Annotated in this window: 15 protein-coding genes; 4 read left to right on the forward strand and 11 right to left on the reverse strand. The window is 53.8% G+C overall.

Translation table 11 applies throughout. The annotated features are described in order from the left end of the window. The gene (gene purT / locus ACMHXE_RS05645; RefSeq protein ID WP_413731635.1) at nt 1-1,176 is read right to left on the reverse strand and encodes a formate-dependent phosphoribosylglycinamide formyltransferase; all 1,176 of its coding nucleotides are present in this window, start codon (nt 1,174-1,176) and stop codon (nt 1-3) included. Between the two features lie 184 nt (nt 1,177-1,360). Here purT and ACMHXE_RS05650 point away from each other — a divergent pair, with 184 nt between their 5' ends. Continuing rightward, a complete protein-coding gene (locus ACMHXE_RS05650) occupies nt 1,361-2,827 on the forward strand; it encodes an AAA family ATPase (RefSeq protein WP_165565509.1) in 1,467 nt (488 codons plus the stop codon). On the opposite strand, the gene ACMHXE_RS05655 is transcribed toward ACMHXE_RS05650, so the two are convergent. Next, a complete protein-coding gene (locus tag ACMHXE_RS05655) occupies nt 2,818-3,345 on the reverse strand; it encodes a DUF4136 domain-containing protein (RefSeq protein WP_226564738.1) in 528 nt (175 codons plus the stop codon). The genes ACMHXE_RS05650 and ACMHXE_RS05655 overlap by 10 nt on opposite strands. 150 nt (nt 3,346-3,495) lie before the next feature. Between ACMHXE_RS05655 and ACMHXE_RS05660 the strand changes: the two genes are divergently transcribed. Further along, nucleotides 3,496-3,807 carry a DUF1289 domain-containing protein gene (locus ACMHXE_RS05660; RefSeq protein ID WP_101055629.1) on the forward strand — a complete coding sequence of 104 codons (312 nt, stop codon included), beginning with the start codon at nt 3,496-3,498 and terminating at the stop codon, nt 3,805-3,807. Here the strand turns inward: ACMHXE_RS05660 and ACMHXE_RS05665 are convergent. Genes ACMHXE_RS05665 through ACMHXE_RS05680 form a run of 4 tightly spaced genes read right to left on the reverse strand, consistent with a single transcriptional unit; the run spans nt 3,794 to nt 7,101 of the window. Further along, complete coding sequence (locus ACMHXE_RS05665) at nt 3,794-5,071, reverse strand: ATP-binding protein (protein ID WP_165565508.1); 1,278 nt, start codon at nt 5,069-5,071, stop codon at nt 3,794-3,796. The two genes, ACMHXE_RS05660 and ACMHXE_RS05665, sit on opposite strands and share 14 nt — an antisense overlap. A gap of 19 nt (nt 5,072-5,090) precedes the next feature. After that, nucleotides 5,091-5,804, reverse strand: a complete 714-nt coding sequence (locus tag ACMHXE_RS05670) for a response regulator (protein WP_101055623.1) — start codon at nt 5,802-5,804, stop codon at nt 5,091-5,093. Beyond that, complete coding sequence (locus tag ACMHXE_RS05675; protein ID WP_039033170.1) at nt 5,804-6,223, reverse strand: DUF3019 domain-containing protein; 420 nt, start codon at nt 6,221-6,223, stop codon at nt 5,804-5,806. Before ACMHXE_RS05675 ends, ACMHXE_RS05670 begins: the two co-directional genes overlap by 1 nt. Before the next feature lie 5 nt (nt 6,224-6,228). After that, entirely contained in the window at nt 6,229-7,101 is an 873-nt protein-coding gene (locus ACMHXE_RS05680) for a MipA/OmpV family protein (protein WP_101055619.1), read from the reverse strand. 203 nt (nt 7,102-7,304) lie between these two features. On the opposite strand from ACMHXE_RS05680, the gene ACMHXE_RS05685 reads away from it, so the two are divergent. Both ACMHXE_RS05685 and ACMHXE_RS05690 read left to right on the forward strand, forming a co-directional pair. Further along, nucleotides 7,305-8,480 (forward strand): acyl-CoA dehydrogenase, encoded by a 1,176-nt coding sequence (locus ACMHXE_RS05685; protein WP_413731639.1) that lies wholly within the window; start codon nt 7,305-7,307, stop codon nt 8,478-8,480. A 13-nt stretch (nt 8,481-8,493) separates the two neighbouring features. Then, a complete protein-coding gene (locus ACMHXE_RS05690; protein WP_224867864.1) occupies nt 8,494-9,027 on the forward strand; it encodes a GNAT family N-acetyltransferase in 534 nt (177 codons plus the stop codon). Here ACMHXE_RS05690 and ACMHXE_RS05695 read toward each other — a convergent pair whose 3' ends face one another. From ACMHXE_RS05695 to ACMHXE_RS05715, 5 genes are all read right to left on the reverse strand, one after another. Beyond that, a complete protein-coding gene (locus ACMHXE_RS05695; protein ID WP_224867861.1) occupies nt 9,028-10,122 on the reverse strand; it encodes a calcium:proton antiporter in 1,095 nt (364 codons plus the stop codon). A 253-nt stretch (nt 10,123-10,375) separates the two neighbouring features. Next, complete coding sequence (locus ACMHXE_RS05700; RefSeq protein WP_165565506.1) at nt 10,376-11,332, reverse strand: TerC family protein; 957 nt, start codon at nt 11,330-11,332, stop codon at nt 10,376-10,378. A gap of 333 nt (nt 11,333-11,665) precedes the next feature. Next, complete coding sequence (locus tag ACMHXE_RS05705; RefSeq protein ID WP_226564731.1) at nt 11,666-14,545, reverse strand: valine--tRNA ligase; 2,880 nt, start codon at nt 14,543-14,545, stop codon at nt 11,666-11,668. Between the two features lie 15 nt (nt 14,546-14,560). Then, on the reverse strand, nt 14,561-15,025 hold the full coding sequence (locus ACMHXE_RS05710; protein WP_234556216.1) for a DNA polymerase III subunit chi: 465 nt from the start codon (nt 15,023-15,025) through the stop codon (nt 14,561-14,563). A 441-nt stretch (nt 15,026-15,466) separates the two neighbouring features. Beyond that, nucleotides 15,467-16,504 carry an NADP-dependent oxidoreductase gene (locus ACMHXE_RS05715; RefSeq protein WP_234556215.1) on the reverse strand — a complete coding sequence of 346 codons (1,038 nt, stop codon included), beginning with the start codon at nt 16,502-16,504 and terminating at the stop codon, nt 15,467-15,469. Between the last annotated feature and the right edge of the window lie 21 nt (nt 16,505-16,525).

A 16,525-nucleotide genomic window follows, 5' to 3' on the forward strand; every position in this document is an offset into this window, starting at 1 on the left:
TTAAAAAATCACTTCCACTTTGGCAGCAGAGCGCAGCGCCTTGTCTATGGCACTTTGAATATCCAGATCCCTTGCCAGGGCAACTCCCAGACGGCGGCGACCATGGATCTCCGGCTTGCCGAACAGTCGCAGCTGGGTGTCGGCTTCGCTCAGCGCTGCAGCAAGGCCCGTGTAGCGCAGGTTGTTTGAGTCGCCTTCTTTGAGCACCACAGCCGAAGCGCTGGGGCCGTGCTGGCGGATATTGGCGATCGGCAATCCGAGAATGGCACGCACATGCAGGGCAAACTCGGACAGATCCTGGCTTATCAGGGTCACCATGCCGGTGTCGTGGGGCCGGGGCGAGACTTCAGAGAAGTAGACTTCATCGCCCTTGATAAAGAGTTCTACCCCAAACAAACCATGACCGCCGAGCGCCTCAACTACTTTGGCGCCTATCTGTTGCGCCTTTTCCAGGGCCGTTTGGCTCATGGCCTGTGGCTGCCAGGATTCGCGGTAGTCACCGTCTTCCTGCCTGTGGCCTATAGGCGCACAGAAATGAATGCCGTTGACTGCACTTATGGTGAGCAGGGTGATTTCGTAGTCGAAAGGCACAAAGCCTTCGACTATCACCCGGCCTTGACCGGCGCGGCCACCTTGCTGGGCATACTCCCAGGCCGCGGCTATCTGGGCTTGCTCGCGGATCACGCTCTGGCCCTTGCCCGATGAGCTCATCACAGGCTTGACCACACAGGGCAAACCTATTTGGGCCACCGCCTGATTGAATTCTGCCTCAGTGTCACAAAAGACGTAAGGCGAGGTGGGGAGCCCCAGCGTCTCTGCTGCCAGGCGGCGAATGCCTTCTCTGTCCATGGTCAACTGGGTGGCTCTGGCGGTGGGCACTACCTTCAGGCCTTCGGCCTCCATTTGCGCCAGCGTCGCTGTGGCTATGGCTTCGATTTCCGGAATGACCAGATGGGGTTTTTCCAGCTCGATGACGGCGCGCAGCGCCTCGGGATCGAGCATGTTCACCACATGAAAACGATGGCTGACCTGCATGGCAGGGGCATTGGGGTAGCGGTCGACGCCGATGACTTCGACGCCCAGGCGCTGCAGTTCAATCGCAACTTCTTTGCCCAGTTCGCCGCAGCCGAGCAGCATGGCGCGCACGGCGCCTTGGCTAAGGGGAGTGCCTAACATAGTGTGGGTACCTTTGGTTATTGTAGCTGCCTGTGGCAGCGGATTTTTTTGCTAGTTTACCCTTTGGCAATCAGCTTGGGCGGAAGGCTTGATAAATTGTGCGCTGGATCACTGCTTGCGCTGCTGTGGCGGATGTTGAAACTTTGTTATTCTTAAGTCCGCTATTATCGTGCGGGAAGCCAGAATGCAGGATGTCAAAGACTTAACCGGAGTGCTAAGGGGCGGTACGCCCCTGGTGATAATTGAAACGTATGAGGAGCCCAGGGTATTGGAGCTGCTCAAACGAGTGGCCGGTGTGCTGATGCGGCCCCTGTATGGCTGGAGTGTTACCCAGGGGCTCAAGCGGCTGGACAGGGAAGTAGGTGTGCAGAAATTCAATGCCGAACCGACCGATATTCTGGCGCACATCAAGGCCAGCCAGCAGCAGGGGATCTATGTGCTCTGTGACTTTCACCCCTATGTGGTTGAGGCGCCGCGTAACGTGAGAATGATCAAGGAGATTGCCCTTGAGCACGAAACCTTGCAACACACCCTGGTGATGGTTAGCCACGCCTTTGATGTGCCCCCTGAACTGAGCCGATACTGCGCTCATTTCTCCCTCTCCATGCCAGGGCAGGCCCAGTTGGAAAACCTCATCATAGAAGAAGCGCGCCTGGCCCGAGCCAAAGGGGTTTTGAATCGTCTCGATGAAGCCGTGATCCCGCTGCTTGCCGGTAATCTTCGCGGTCTGAGCCATGCCGATGCCCGCCGTCTTGCCCGTAAGGCCATCTGGGATGATGGCGCCTTGTGCCACTCGGATATTCCCGTGGTCAACAAGGCCAAGTTTGCGCTTTTGGATATGGAAGGTGTGTTGCAATTTGAGTACGACACCTGTGACTTTGCCGATGTTGCCGGGCTTTCGAGACTCAAGGAGTGGCTGAGCCACAGGCGCCTTGGCAGCGATGAGCAAGCATTCGATACGCCCAAGGGCGTGATGCTGCTAGGGGTGCAGGGCAGCGGCAAGAGCCTGGCGGCCAAGGCGGTGGCCGGTATCTGGCAGCGGCCATTGCTGCGCCTGGATATGGCCGGACTCTACAATAAGTACATAGGCGAGACGGAGCGTAACCTCAAAAAAGCGCTGGAGATGGCGGAATTGATGGCGCCCTGCGTACTCTGGATAGATGAAATTGAAAAGGGGCTGGGCAGCAGTAACAGCGATGAAGGCACCTCGAAGCGGATCCTCGGCACCCTGCTGACCTGGATGGCAGAGCGCAAGTCAGAAGTCTTTATGGTGGCAACCGCCAACGATATCAGCGCGTTGCCCCCCGAGCTGCTGCGTAAGGGACGCCTGGATGAGATATTTTTTGTCGACCTGCCGGATAGCGCCACCCGGGAGGAGATCTTCCGCATCCACTGCCGTAAGCGCAATATCGATCCGGCCGCGCTGGAATTGGCGACTCTGGCAAGCGCCAGTGAAGGTTTCTCCGGCGCCGAGATAGAGCAGGCGGTTATTTCTGCCCGTTATGCCGCGAGGGCCGCGGGGCAGGAGGCCAATCAGGCCTGGCTGCTCGATGCTCTGAGTCGGACTCGCCCCTTATCTGTGGTGATGGCCGAAAAGCTCAACGCTTTGCGTCAATGGGCTAACGGCCGCACTGTGATGGCTCACGGTTGAGGCGGAAACTGGCTCAGGATCCGCATCACGGTTTCCCGGGTTGCCTCTGCCTTACCTTCGCCGCCATCGCTGAAGCTGAACTGATCGCTGCCGCGCCAGATGAGGCGGTTGCTGCTCGCTTCTATGATATCGATTTGTATGGTTTGGAGTTTGGCATCGGCTCCCAGAGGCACACCCACACTTGTGCCCACACCTATGCCGCCGCCAGATCCCCAGGTGCCGCTGCCAAGGCCGATGGAGAGGCCTGAATCTTTCGGCTTATCTGTAGTGCGAAAGGCAAAGGAAACCTTGAAATCTGCTGACTCTTTGACTTCGATAAATTGTTTGCTTTTCAGCGTGTCGATAATCGCCTGATTGATCCGCTCGGCGCTCAGGGGATCATCACTGCTGGAAATCGGCAGCGGGGTGAACTTTTGTAGCTTGGCGAAGCTGTATCCTGGGTCGTAGTCTTGTTTCGGCTGCTGGGCGCAGGCTGTCAGCAGTAGGGGTAACAGCAGCAAGAGTGTCCTGAATTTCATCGCTTGTCCTCCGTGAAAGGATATACCTTACCCTGTGACTTTGTGCCAAAGCGGCCGTCTGTGCAAGGTGTGGATAAAAAATCGCCTTTTTAAGAATGAGATGATATACCTAAGGTTCAGCCGTCAGAGAGAGCCTGCATTTACGCCCCTATGGAACAACTGGTCTTTTTTGATATCCCCAGCCCCTGTATCGGTGTCTGCCAGACAGATGCCAAGGGCTATTGCAAAGGTTGTTTTCGGAACCGCGAAGAGAGGTTCGATTGGCTCAACTTCTCCAACGCCCGCAAGTTGGATGTTATTCGCCTTTGCAAGGCGCGTAAAAGGCGTTGGCAACTGGCGCAGATAAAGGCTCGCAGGGAGCAGCTAAAGGTGGAAGAGCTGCAGTTGAATCACAGCCTGGACTTTGATGCCAAAGGCGACGAAGACGAATCTCTGGATTTCAGTGATTTCAGTCTCGATTGAGTTCTCGCTTGGGCAGGCTTATGCAAAAACGGGTTTCCCCGGGGCGGCTGAACAGCAGGATTTCCCCATGATGGCGTTCGGCTATACGCTTGATTATTGCCAGTCCCAGCCCAAAGCCTTTATTGTTGTTGCGTGAGGTGTCGCTGCGAACAAAGGGTTCGAATATCTTGCGTTGTTCCTCTTCGGGGATCCCCTCACCATCGTCTTTAACCTCGATAGTCACTCTGTCTTTTTCATCACTTAGGGTTACTAGAATTTGGCTTTCGGCAAAGCGCTGGGCATTGGTGAGCAGGTTTTGCAGTGCTCTTTCAATCAGGGCCGGTTCACAGGTGAAGAGTAGTTTGGCGACGGAGCTATCCAGGGTTATTGGAATCGGGCTCAGGCTCTGCAGTCTATCTATCACTTGACGGCAGAGGGCGCTGAGATCGCAGTTCTCCTGCCTCAGCCCTGTTTGGGCCGACTCCAGGCTGGCATAGGTGAGCATCTCCTGCAGCAAGGATTCCATCTCTTTGACATCTTCTGTCATGCCGGCAATAAAGTCGGCTCTGGCGGTTTCATCGGCGCCTTCACGGCAATAGTTGGGGATCAGCGCCAGGGCAAACTTGAGCCTGGCCAGCGGCGTGCGGATCTCGTGGGAGACGGCATTGGCCAGGTGGCGTTGGTTGTCGATAAGAGCACCGATATGCCGCGCCATCTCATTGAAGGTTTGTGCCAGGGGTTTTACCTGAGAGCGGGGTGACAGCTTGATACGGGTATCCCATTTGGCTTGTCCGAGGGCTTCGGTTGCTTGTTTGAGCACCTTGAGGTCTCTCGATAGCGGCCAGACCCAAACCAAGGCCACACCGGCCAGCGACAGATAGAAAAACAGGGTGAATAGGCCACGTAGTCTGGCTCTGGGATCTGTGTCTATCGGGCCTGTCATTAGCACCTGTTGGTCCAGGCGGATAAACTGCATCTGTCTACCTGAGTTGGTCAGGGTAGTGAAGACTTCACCGGGAGCCAACTCGCCATCATCGGCCAGGGTGATCTTGTCGGCACTGAACAGACGCAATGGATAGGTGGCATTGACATTGGCGGCAGCGATCGCCTGTTGCCGCTGTTCTGGGCTCATGGGCTTCAAGATGGCAGCCATGGCCATAAGCGGCGCATCGGCCAATAGTTCCGCCTCGTCATCGTGTTGCTGCCAAAGGGCGTCTAGGGTCCATCCCAGCCCGAGAAAGCTCAGGCTGATCAGTAGATACAAACTGATGAAGAGGCGTTTCACGCGGTAACCTATTTGGGGATTAGCTGTTCCAAGCTTCGGGGGCAAATAGATATCCCTGGCCCCAAACCGTTTTAATCCTGAATGGCGTTTCTATGTTATCGCCCAGCTTCTTGCGCAGGCGGGAGATACGTACGTCTATCTTGCGATCCTTACCGTCGAAGTCGATATTGAGCAGGCACTGATAGATATATTGGCGGCTCAGTACTTGGCCGGCCTGGGATGCCAGCAGCCACAGGAGTTCAAATTCGTGACTGGTGAGATCCACCTCTTTCTCGCCTAAACGAATTGCCTGAGTGTGAGGATCTATGCTCAGCTTACCAAAACTCAGGCAGTGGGATTCGGCCATAGGTGGCTTGGTATGACGTCTCAACAGATTGTTGATCCGTGCGACCAGGAGCGCCGGGTCAACCGGTTTTACCACATAGTCATCGGCGCCCAGTTCCAGGCCTTTGATCTGATCTTCATTGGAGCCAAGCGCGCTCATCAGCAGGATCGGGCCGGCAAAGTAATCCGGTAGTTTTTCGCAAAGTGATAATCCATCCATGCCCGGCAACATGATGTCCAGCAGGATAATGTCCGGCTTGTAGTTGAGTAGTCTGGTCAGTACTGTGTCTCCGCGGCGCTCAACTTCTACATGCATGCCATGGGACTTGAGATAATCCACAATAAGGTTGGCCAGACGAATGTCGTCTTCTACCAATAAAACTCGGTGAGTCGATTGAGCTGAGGTCATCAGAATAAACTCCAAGGGTTGCGATATCTGCGCCTGACATTGGTGTCAGATACGGGGGTCGTTCTAAAGTAAACGCCGGCTAAGGTTTGCCATGTGTCTTTATCTACCATGACAAAATGAATGTCCTCACTGGTTGTAAGCCGGAATGTGAGGCTGTGCACATCTTCAGTTTCACTGCACCAACGTTGTAACCCTTCATAATCAGAAAGGATACAAACCGCACCATTTGTATTTGTCCAGCTTAAACTGACGTCAAGCGAACAGGTGTCCTCTTCACTCTTGAGAATGCAGAGCTGAGGTGTGATAGCCAGCTTGATTTCTTGATTGTTATTATCTGGGTCAGCCTGCACCTTGGTTGCAAATATCATTGACAACATCAGCAGCAGGAACAGCCAACGCCAGCTGTTTGCTATGCGCACCTTGTTTAAAACCTATAGGCAGCACCAATGAAAAAAGCCCTGACATCATCTTCATCCAGCAGAGGGCTCTTGGCTATTTCATCGGCAAGTTTGGTATAACGCAGTCCCAATACAAGATCCCAGTCCTCGTTGAGGCTATAACGGCCGGTAAACTCCAGCCCGCGGTTAAAGCCTGAACTCCCCTGGTAAGCCTGACTCCAATAGGCATTCTCGCTTGGTCTTACGCCAAAGTAATAATCGACTATTTCTTTACTCTTCCACTCTATATTCAGGGCGAACTCAAGTTTCCAGCGTTCCAAATTCAGATGATACAACCACCTGGCTTTGGCCTCAGTGCCCTGGTGAACATTGAACATATCATGAGTAAGCGAAAGATTCAGTATACCGTATTGAGTGTAAAAAAAAGCCTCGGCTCCGCCAAGAAATGTAAAGTGTCTGTCTTCCAATTCATTAAATACTTTTGGTGGTTCATTGGCTTGCATTAACATCATGGGTGCCGCGCGACTCTCGGTGGCCTTGGACATCTGAGAGCTGCCACCGAAAGTAAACACATTGCTGGGATCCCAGCGATAGAAAAAAGCCCGCTCTCTGCTGTAAGCCGTCACCAGATTAATGGTGTAGTTCTCCGACTCTGCCAGGGTCAGTCCCAGATTACCATTGTCAAAAAACCAGTTTTCACCATAGTAGGCAATACTGGGAATGACATAGAGAGGAATATCGTCCTGCTGGCGTAAGGGGTTGGTTTTTTGACCGTAACCCAAGGCCAGTCCAAGATCCCATTTATCAGTAGGGATGCATTCTGTCTCTTTGCAATAGGGATGCGCCCAGGCATTGAGAGACAAGAGGCCGATTATGAATAAGCAGAGCCGTACAGACATTGAATACCGAAAATATTACTAAAAGCTATGACTAAGAATAGTGCTGAAGACTAACATTTGTCCGGCGCAAATTCAGAGATTTCTTTCATGAAAGTAGCAATTTGATACAGACGTAATCTTTGTTTGGCGGAGGTTTCAGCGCTGGGCAGAAATCCGGGACTGAGGTAGCATGATGAAAATCAGCTGAAAAAAAGGACAAAGCTATGGCCCGTAATCCCTTCGATTGGCAAGATCCCTTGCAGTTTGACAGTCTGTTGCAGCCGGAAGAAAGGATGATCCGTGACACTGTGCATGAATATGCCCAAAGCAAGTTGCAACCCAGGATCCTGCAGGCAAATCGCGAGCAATACTTTGATCCCGAGATCATGACAGAGCTTGGTGCTCTGGGGTTACTCGGGGCGACTCTGCCGACTGAATATGGCGGCGCCGGGGTCAACTATGTCAGCTATGGCCTGATTGCCCGGGAGATAGAGCGGGTCGACAGTGGTTATCGTTCGGCCATGAGTGTGCAGTCCTCTTTGGTGATGCATCCGATTTTTGCCTATGGCAGTGAAGAGCAGAAACAGAAATACCTGCCAAGGTTGGCACGGGGAGAGCTGATTGGCTGTTTTGGCCTGACCGAGCCGGATGTGGGGTCAGATCCCGGCGGCATGAAGACTCGCGCCGAAGCCATCCCGGGAGGGTATCGGCTCCATGGCAACAAGATGTGGATCACCAACTCTCCCATCGCTGATCTGTTCCTGGTTTGGGCCAAGCTGGATGGGGTTATCCGCGGCTTTTTAGTGGAAAAGGGCACTCCTGGGTTGTCGGCGCCCAAGATAGAGGGCAAGTTCTCTCTCAGAGCCTCGATAACCGGCGAAATCGTGCTGGACGGGGTTGAAGTGGGTGTCGAGGCCTTGCTGCCCAACGTCGAGGGGCTCAAGGGACCCTTTGGTTGTCTCAACAAGGCCAGATACGGCATCGCCTGGGGCGCGTTGGGCGCGGCCGAGTTTTGCTGGCATGCCGCGCGGCAATATAGTCTGGACCGAGTCCAGTTTGGCAGGCCGCTGGCGGCCAATCAACTGATCCAGAAAAAGCTGGTGGACATGCAGACAGAGATCACCACGGCGCTGTTTGCCTGCTTGCAGGCCGGTCGTTTGCTGGATCAGGGCAGTTTGGCTATCGAGGCCATCTCGCTAATCAAGCGTAACTCCTGCGGCAAGGCGCTGGAGATCGCCCGCCAGGCCAGGGACATTCACGGTGGTAATGGTATTAGTGATGAGTTTCATGTCATCCGGCATCTGATGAACCTGGAAGCGGTCAATACCTATGAGGGGACCCATGATATTCATGCCTTGATCCTGGGACGGGCCCAGACAGGCTTGGCGGCTTTTAGTTAAGGAGAATAACAGAGTGCAGGTAACAGAGTTTGAACCCAAGGTGAGTCAGTCACAACAAGAGGTTGTGGTGCGCCACAGCGAGCACACGGATATTCCGGCAATACGGGCGCTCTTTACTCAGCCCAGCTGTTATGCCGGCACCTTGCAGCAGCCCTTTCCGTCACTCGAAAAGTGGTATAAGCGTCTGGGCGAACTGCCGGATGGTTATTATTCACTGGTCGCAGAGTGGCAAGGGGAGGTGGCCGGTCAACTCTCCTTACAGGTACAAACCAACCCCAGACGTAAGCATGTGGCCGATCTGGGGATGGCGGTGAGTGAAGAGTGCCGCGGTATCGGCGTGGGTTCTACGCTGCTGGCAGCCGCTGTGGATTTGGCCCATAACTGGTTGGCGGTGAGACGCCTAGAGCTGACGGTTTATACCGACAATCACGCCGCCATAGCGCTCTACAAACGCCATGGCTTTGTGATTGAGGGCGAGGCGCGGGACTATGCCTTCCGTGATGGCGAATATGTGGATGTGTTTTTCATGGCCAACATCCGCGAATGATTATTCAAACATCAAGAACAGATAGACCACAAACAACACCAGGTGAGTCGCCCCGTGCAGTGCATGGGTGCGGCCACTGCTGAAACTCACCTTACAAACCATAAGCGTGGTCACCAGCAGTACCATATCTGCGGGACTGAGCCCCAGTCTGACCTCTTCACCGGCAATACTGCCCACCAGAAGTACCGCAGGTACGGTCAGGGCTATGGTGGCCAGTACAGATCCAAAATAGAGATTCATCGCTCTTTGCAACTGATTGTTGAGCGCGGCTTTTATTGCTCCCACGGCTTCCGGCGCCAGAATAATACAGGCTACCAGGAAGCCCCCCAGGCTCGCCGGTGCGCCCAGAGTGGTAATGCTGTAGTTGATGGGCATGGCCAGGGTCTTGGCCAGTAGCATCACGGTCAGCAGGCAGATGAGCAACAGCACTCCGTGGTAGAGGTTGGAGTGGCTGGAGGCATGATGATGGTGCTCATCATCCAGGTGATCGGCGTCGACAAAGAAATGGCTATGGCTCTTGGTTTGGATCATCAGGAAGATGCCATAGAGCATTACTGACACCAAGCCAAGCATCCAGGACATGGAAACCGATAAGCCGCCTATGCTGCCGCCTTCGGTAAAATTGGGCAGCACCAGACACACCAGGGCCAGCGGGATAATGGCGACCAGGTAGGATTTTACCCCGTCGAGGTTGAATTGCTGGGTATGATAACGCCAACCGCCCAGCAGCAGCGTCAGCCCCACCAGGCCGGTAGAGATGATCATCACCACGGCAAACATGGTGTCTCGGGCCAAGGTTGGGTTGGAGTCACCAGTCAGCATCACAGAGGAGATCATCACCACTTCCAGTGAGATCACCGACAGGGTGAGGATCAGGGTCCCATAGGGATCGCCCAGTCGAATCGCCAGAATGTCCGAATGCTTTACGACCCCAAAAATGGTCCAGATCACGACCACGAGCAGCAATATCGACAGCGGGATATAAACGGCGAGGGGAGCGCCGTCCGCCAGATACTCGGCGCCACCTGTCTTAAAGAACAGCAGGGTGACCAAGGCGATAAGCAGCGATATTTCTTCTTTGATAAAAGCCGGCATGGCAGGTTTCCGTTGTCGCGATAAACCGGCATTATACTTTGGCATTGGTGATAAAAAAAACACCAATGCACTGTTTTTCTCATTGTTTTCAGGTGTGATTCAAACAGACCCGTTGGGCGATTTTTTTCATTTCCTATTTAATTATCATAAGGCGGTGAGTTGTCGTGGAGTAAGTTGCTGCTGGGGAAAGCCGGACATTTTGTCCGGCGCTTTGATATCTCTTGAGTGACTCACAGTTAGCTGAAAAAATAAGCTATTGCTTTGGTGCTTGCTGACTTCGGGTCAGCCACAAACTACCCAGTATGCTGACCAGTAGAATAATTGCGATCACCGCCAGTGCCAGCATGATAGGCAGATGATAGATATCCAGTAGAAGCATCTTGATACCTATGAATATCAGGATCAGCGCCAGGCCATATTTGAGCAGGACAAAACGTTCGGCGGCGCCCGCCAATAGAAAGTACATGGCCCTGAGTCCCATGATGGCGAAGATGTTGGACGTCAGTACGATAAAGGGATCTGTCGTGACCGCGAAGATGGCCGGGATACTGTCTACTGCGAAGATGATGTCGCTGATTTCCACAGCGATCAACGCCAGCAGCAGAGGCGTGGCAAATAATATGCCGCGGCGACGCACCACAAAATGCTCACCCTGAAGATTTTTCACCACTCTCAGGTGTTTTCTGAGCCAGCCGAGCAGTTTGCTGTTGGAGAGATCGGTTTCATTATCTTCCTTGGCAAACAGCATCTTGGCGCCGGTAAACAGCAAAAAGGCCCCGAAAAGATACAGCACCCAATGGAACTGATTAATCAGCCAGGTGCCGCCAAATACCATGGCGGTACGCATCACTATGGCGCCCAGTACCCCGTAGAGTAGCACCCGTCTTTGCAGTTCGGCGGGGATAGCGAAATAGCTAAACAGCATCAACCAGACAAACACATTGTCCACGGCCAGGGCTTTTTCGATGAGGTAGGCGGTGAGAAACTCCAGCCCTTGCTGATTGGCGACTTCGAGACCTGCGGTCTGTTTCAGATAGAACCAGACTCCCAAGTTAAACAGCATGGCGACACTTATCCATACCAGGGTCCAGATCCCAGCTTCTTTGATAGAGACTTTATGGCTGTGACCACCGCCGACAAACTTAAGATCTATCCAAAGGATCCCCAGTACTATTACCAGAAATCCGCTCCACAACCACCAGGTACCCATTTCGTTATCTCCAAATACAACAAAGCCCGCCACCGACGGCAGGCCAGCTGAAGGAGCACGGATCTTGCCTGTCGGCAAGGTCTCACTTACAAAGCAACAGCTCAGTGGCTTTGCCCGGTTGCCGGGTGCGCAAACACCGTAATGACGACAAGCCGGCGAGAAGTTACTCCCCTTGGAATATTTCCCCAATCTAACAATATGTCATTCCGATAGCCAGATCTGACTGATGAAATTATCTTAATCTTGCTAGTCACTTGGAGCAGAGCGCAAGCGAATAATAAAAAAAGGGCAGTCCATTGACTGCCCTTACGTTTATCGCTCTAGGGTTAACCGTTAGGCTTCCAGTTTGGCCAGCTCGGCTTGCTGCTCTTTGAGCTTGTCCATATCGCGCTTGAGATCAGCCATCTTGCTGCGCTCTTTGTCGATAACGGCGGCCGGGGCTTTGGCAACAAAGCCTTCATTGGACAGCTTGCCTTCAATTCGGGCCACTTCGCCACTCAGCTTCTCCAGCTGCTTGTCGATACGAGCCATCTCGGCGGCTACGTCGATAAGCCCTGCCATAGGGATCAACAGTTCCATCTCGCCCACCAGTTGGGTGGTGGACATGGGCGCGTTGTCGCCATCGGCCAGAATCGTCATGCTTTCCAGCTTGGCCAAGGTAGTGAAGAAGGTTTGGTTGGCTTCGACACGGGCCTTGTCGCGGGCACTGACACTGCGCAGTAAGGCGTTGAGCGGCTTGGACGGAGCTATGTTCAGCTCGGCGCGGATGTTACGCACGGCAACAATCACCTGCTTGACCCATTCCAAGTCGGCCATGGCCTCGGTATCGACTTTGTCGGCCTGATACTCAGGGAAGGCGGCTAGCATCAGGGTTTCACCTTCCACACCGGCAAGTGGTTTGACACGGTGCCAGATGGTTTCAGTGATGTATGGCATCAGTGGATGCATCAGGCGCAACAGCTGCTCGAGTACAGTCACCAGAGTATGACGGGTGCCACGCTGCTCGGCTTCAGAGCCGTTTTGCAGCACAGGCTTGGTCAGCTCAAGATACCAGTCACAGAACTGGTTCCAGGTGAATTCGTACAGGGTATTGGCGGCCAGGTCGAAACGATAGGCGCCCATATGCTCTTCGAAGGTCTTGACCGTTTGGTTGAACAGACCTGTGATCCAGCGATCCGCCAGTGACAGCTGCATCTCACCGCCGGTCTTGCCGTTGGGTGAGTTGGGGCCGCAATCCTGATCTTCGGTATTCATCAGTACATAGCGGGAAGCATTCCACAGCTTATTACAGAAACTGCGGTAACCGTCCAGGCGCTTCATGTCCCAGTTGATGTCACGGCCGGTGGATGCCATGGCGGCCAGGGTAAAGCGCAGCGCGTCGGTACCGTGGGCTTCGATGCCGTCGGCAAACTCCTTGCGGGTGCTCTTTTCTATCTTGGCGGCCAGTTGCGGCTGCATCATGTTACCGGTGCGCTTGCCAACCAGAGATTCGAGATCTATGCCATCGATCATATCCAGAGGATCCAGCACATTACCCTTGGACTTGGACATCTTGTTGCCTTGCTCATCACGGATAAGCCCGGTCACATAGACAGTCTTGAAAGGCACCTGAGGTGTGCCGTCTTCATCCTTGATGAAGTGCATGGTCATCATGATCATCCGGGCTACCCAGAAGAAGATGATGTCGAAACCTGTCACCAGCACGTCTGTGGGGTGGAAGGTTTTCAGCTCAGGAGTCTGCTGTGGCCAACCCAGGGTTGAGAAGGTCCACAGGGCAGAGGAGAACCAGGTATCCAGTACATCATCGTCCTGACGCAGAGCAATATCGCTTGCCAAGTTGTGCTTGGCGCGTACTTCGGCTTCGTTACGGCCGACATAGACCTTGCCGCTGTCGTCATACCAGGCCGGAATGCGATGACCCCACCACAGCTGGCGTGAAATACACCAGTCCTGAATGTCACGCATCCAGGAGAAATACATGTTCTCGTATTGCTGAGGCACAAACTTGATATCGCCGTTTTCCACCGCTTCTATGGCTGTCTTGGCCAGTGGTTTGACAGACACATACCATTGGTCGGTCAGCAGGGGCTCAATCACCACGCCACTGCGGTCGCCATAAGGCACTTTCAGGCCGTGGGGCTCGATTTTTTCCAAAAGACCCAGGGTCTCGAATTCGGCGACAACGGCATCGCGGGCCTTGAATCTGTCCATACCGGCGTAACGGCTTGGCAAAGAGGCGTCCAATTCGGTGTTGAGGCTACCATCGACATTCACCACTTCGGCCACGGTGCGGATGGCGGCATCCTGGGTGAGTATGTTGAACATGGGCAGATTGTGACGCTTGCCGACTTCATAGTCGTTGAAGTCGTGGGCCGGGGTGATCTTCACGCAGCCGGTACCGAACTCCATATCCACATAGTCATCGGCCACCACAGGAATACGGCGGTTAACGATTGGCAGAATGATCTCTTTGCCTATCAGGGATTGATAACGTTCATCGTCAGGGTGCACGGCAACGGCGCTGTCACCCAGCATGGTTTCCGGACGTGTGGTGGCGACAATCAGATAGTCTTTACCGTCGGCGGTCAGGGCGCCATCGGCGAGTGGATAGCGGAAATGCCACATGTGGCCCTGCTTTTCCTTGTTTTCCACTTCCAGATCGGAAATTGCAGTGTGCAGCTTGGGATCCCAGTTAACCAGGCGCTTACCGCGATAGATGAGGTCATCTTCATAGAGGCGAACAAACACTTCCTGCACGGCTTCCGACAGACCTTCGTCCATGGTGAAACGTTCGCGGTCCCAGTCTACCGAGGCGCCCAGGCGACGCATCTGGCGGGTAATGGTGCCACCGGACTGGTTCTTCCATTCCCATACCTTGTCCATAAAGGCTTCACGGCCCAGGTCGTGGCGGCTCTTGCCTTCTTCGGCGGCGACTTTGCGCTCCACCAACATCTGGGTGGCGATACCGGCATGGTCGGTACCCACTTGCCAGAGGGTGTTCTTGCCTTTCATCCGCTGGTAACGGATCAGGGTGTCCATAATGGTATCCTGGAAGGCGTGTCCCATATGCAGGCTGCCGGTGACATTTGGCGGCGGGATCATGATGCAATAGTTGCCCTGGGACTCGTCACCGTGGGGCTTGAAGTAACCTTTCTCTTCCCATACACGGTAGAGCGCTTGTTCAATAGACTGCGGATTGTATGTTTTTTCCATGGGAACTGTCGTTTCTCAAACAAAATTAAGTGGTTGTGTTGCCAAATCCTGGGTGCTGAGCGTGACTCCCAGATTACGATACTGGCGGTATCTGTCCCTGGCCAGGGCCTTGTGTTGCTCATCTCCGGCAACAAAATCTATGATCCTGCCAAAGTTTACCGCAAATGCCGGGGCTTCATTGGCCAGATTGATCAGTATCGGGCGGCGTTGATTGGGCCCCAGCTTGTCAAAGCCGATTTCAACCGGTGCACCGGCGGCAGGGCCTTCCCCTTTGAGGTTGTGGGGCACAAAAGCACTGGGTTCAAACTGCCACAGCAGCTCGTCAATCCCATGGGCCTGAGCCAGATCCTCACAGTGAATATACAGCCATTCACCCTTGGCATAGTGCTGCCCGGCCAACTGACAGGTAAGCAGTTGTAACTGCTCGGCACTTGGTTGCTGTGCTGCATTCGGCAGCAGATAAAAAGTTGCCTTGCTCATCGCCTGCATCTCACCCCTGCACAGAACACTGATAGCCGTTTGACATAAGAGGAGGATTTTACACCTTTTGGCCAAAGGTTGAAATGGTCAGCGCCATCCCGATAAGGCTCTTGAGCTATTGGGTGATAAGTCACACATGCATAAAAGGGATAAGGATTCAGTTTGGCGTTGTCTTGCTGTTAACCATGTTGAGTTGCTGTTTGATGTTAAGTGTGAGGTTATTTTGAGGAAACCTAAGGAAGGTGCGAGCAAGTCCCATGTGTGCTCTGCGTCGGCCTACAGACTTGATCCAAAGCTTTGTTAAAGACGGAGTGATTAACTTGAATTGAGTCTTCAAAATTTACGGCCCTCTTGGCGTTTATGTTTAAGAGGGCCGCAAGTCTTGCTTTGCTGGTTAGCGCATGGCCGCAGCAATCAATTTGGTGCAGCCATCAGTTTTTATCACAGCGGTTCGGCAACCTTGATCACCAGCTTGCCGAAGTTTTTACCTTCAAGCAGGCCGATAAAGGCTTGTGGTGCCTGCTCCAGCCCTTCGACCAGTTGCTCCTTGTACTGAATTTTGCCCTGAGAAACCCAATCAGCCATCTCGTTGGCGAACTCTTCATATCTGTGACCATAATCGTCAAAAATGATAAAGCCCTGCATCTTGATCCGCTTCACCAGAATGGTGTTCATCAGCAGTGGCAGGCGATCCGGTCCGGCCGGCAACTCAGTGGCGTTATATTGAGACACCAAACCACATACGGGGATTCTGGCGCTGGTATTCAGCAGGGGTAATACGGCATCAAACACCTTGCCGCCGACGTTTTCGAAATAGATGTCTATTCCCTGGTCGCAGACTCGGGCCAACTGCTCGGCGAAGTCCTCGGCCTTGTGATCCAGACACTCATCGAAACCCAGTACTTCTTTGGCGTGGCGACATTTCTCTGCGCCGCCGGCAATACCTATAACCCGGCAACCCTTGAGTTTGCCTATCTGACCTACGGTAGCGCCAACCGGTCCGGTGGCTGCGGCAACCACCAGAGTTTCTCCTGCTTTGGGCTGGCCAATATCCAGCAGTCCCATATAGGCGGTGAAACCCGGCATGCCCAAGACTCCGAGGGCGTATGAAGGGGCTGCAGGCGCTTTGCCGAGTTTCAACAACCCTTCACCGTCTGAAAGGGCATAGTTTTGCCAGCCGGTGTAGGCGAGCACCCACTCACCGACTTCAAAGTCCGGATGACGGGACTCTTCAACCTGGCAAACCGTGCCGCCGACCATGATATCGTTCACGGCTACCGGCTCGGCATAGGATTCTGCATCACTCATGCGGCCGCGCATGTATGGATCCAGCGACAGGTAGATGGTGCGCAGCAACACCTGGCCGTCGCCTGCCACCGGCTTGCTGCTGCTTTCCAGACGGAAGTTGTCTGCGTTGGGAGCGCCGCTCGGGCGAGAGGCCAGCACAATGCGCTGATGTGGGTTTTGATTGGCAGTCATAATAGGCTCCATTGGGTTTCA

The sequence above is a fragment of the Shewanella sp. BJSY2023SW007 genome (assembly GCF_047314525.1).
Classification (GTDB): Bacteria; Pseudomonadota; Gammaproteobacteria; order Enterobacterales; family Shewanellaceae; genus Shewanella; species Shewanella chilikensis.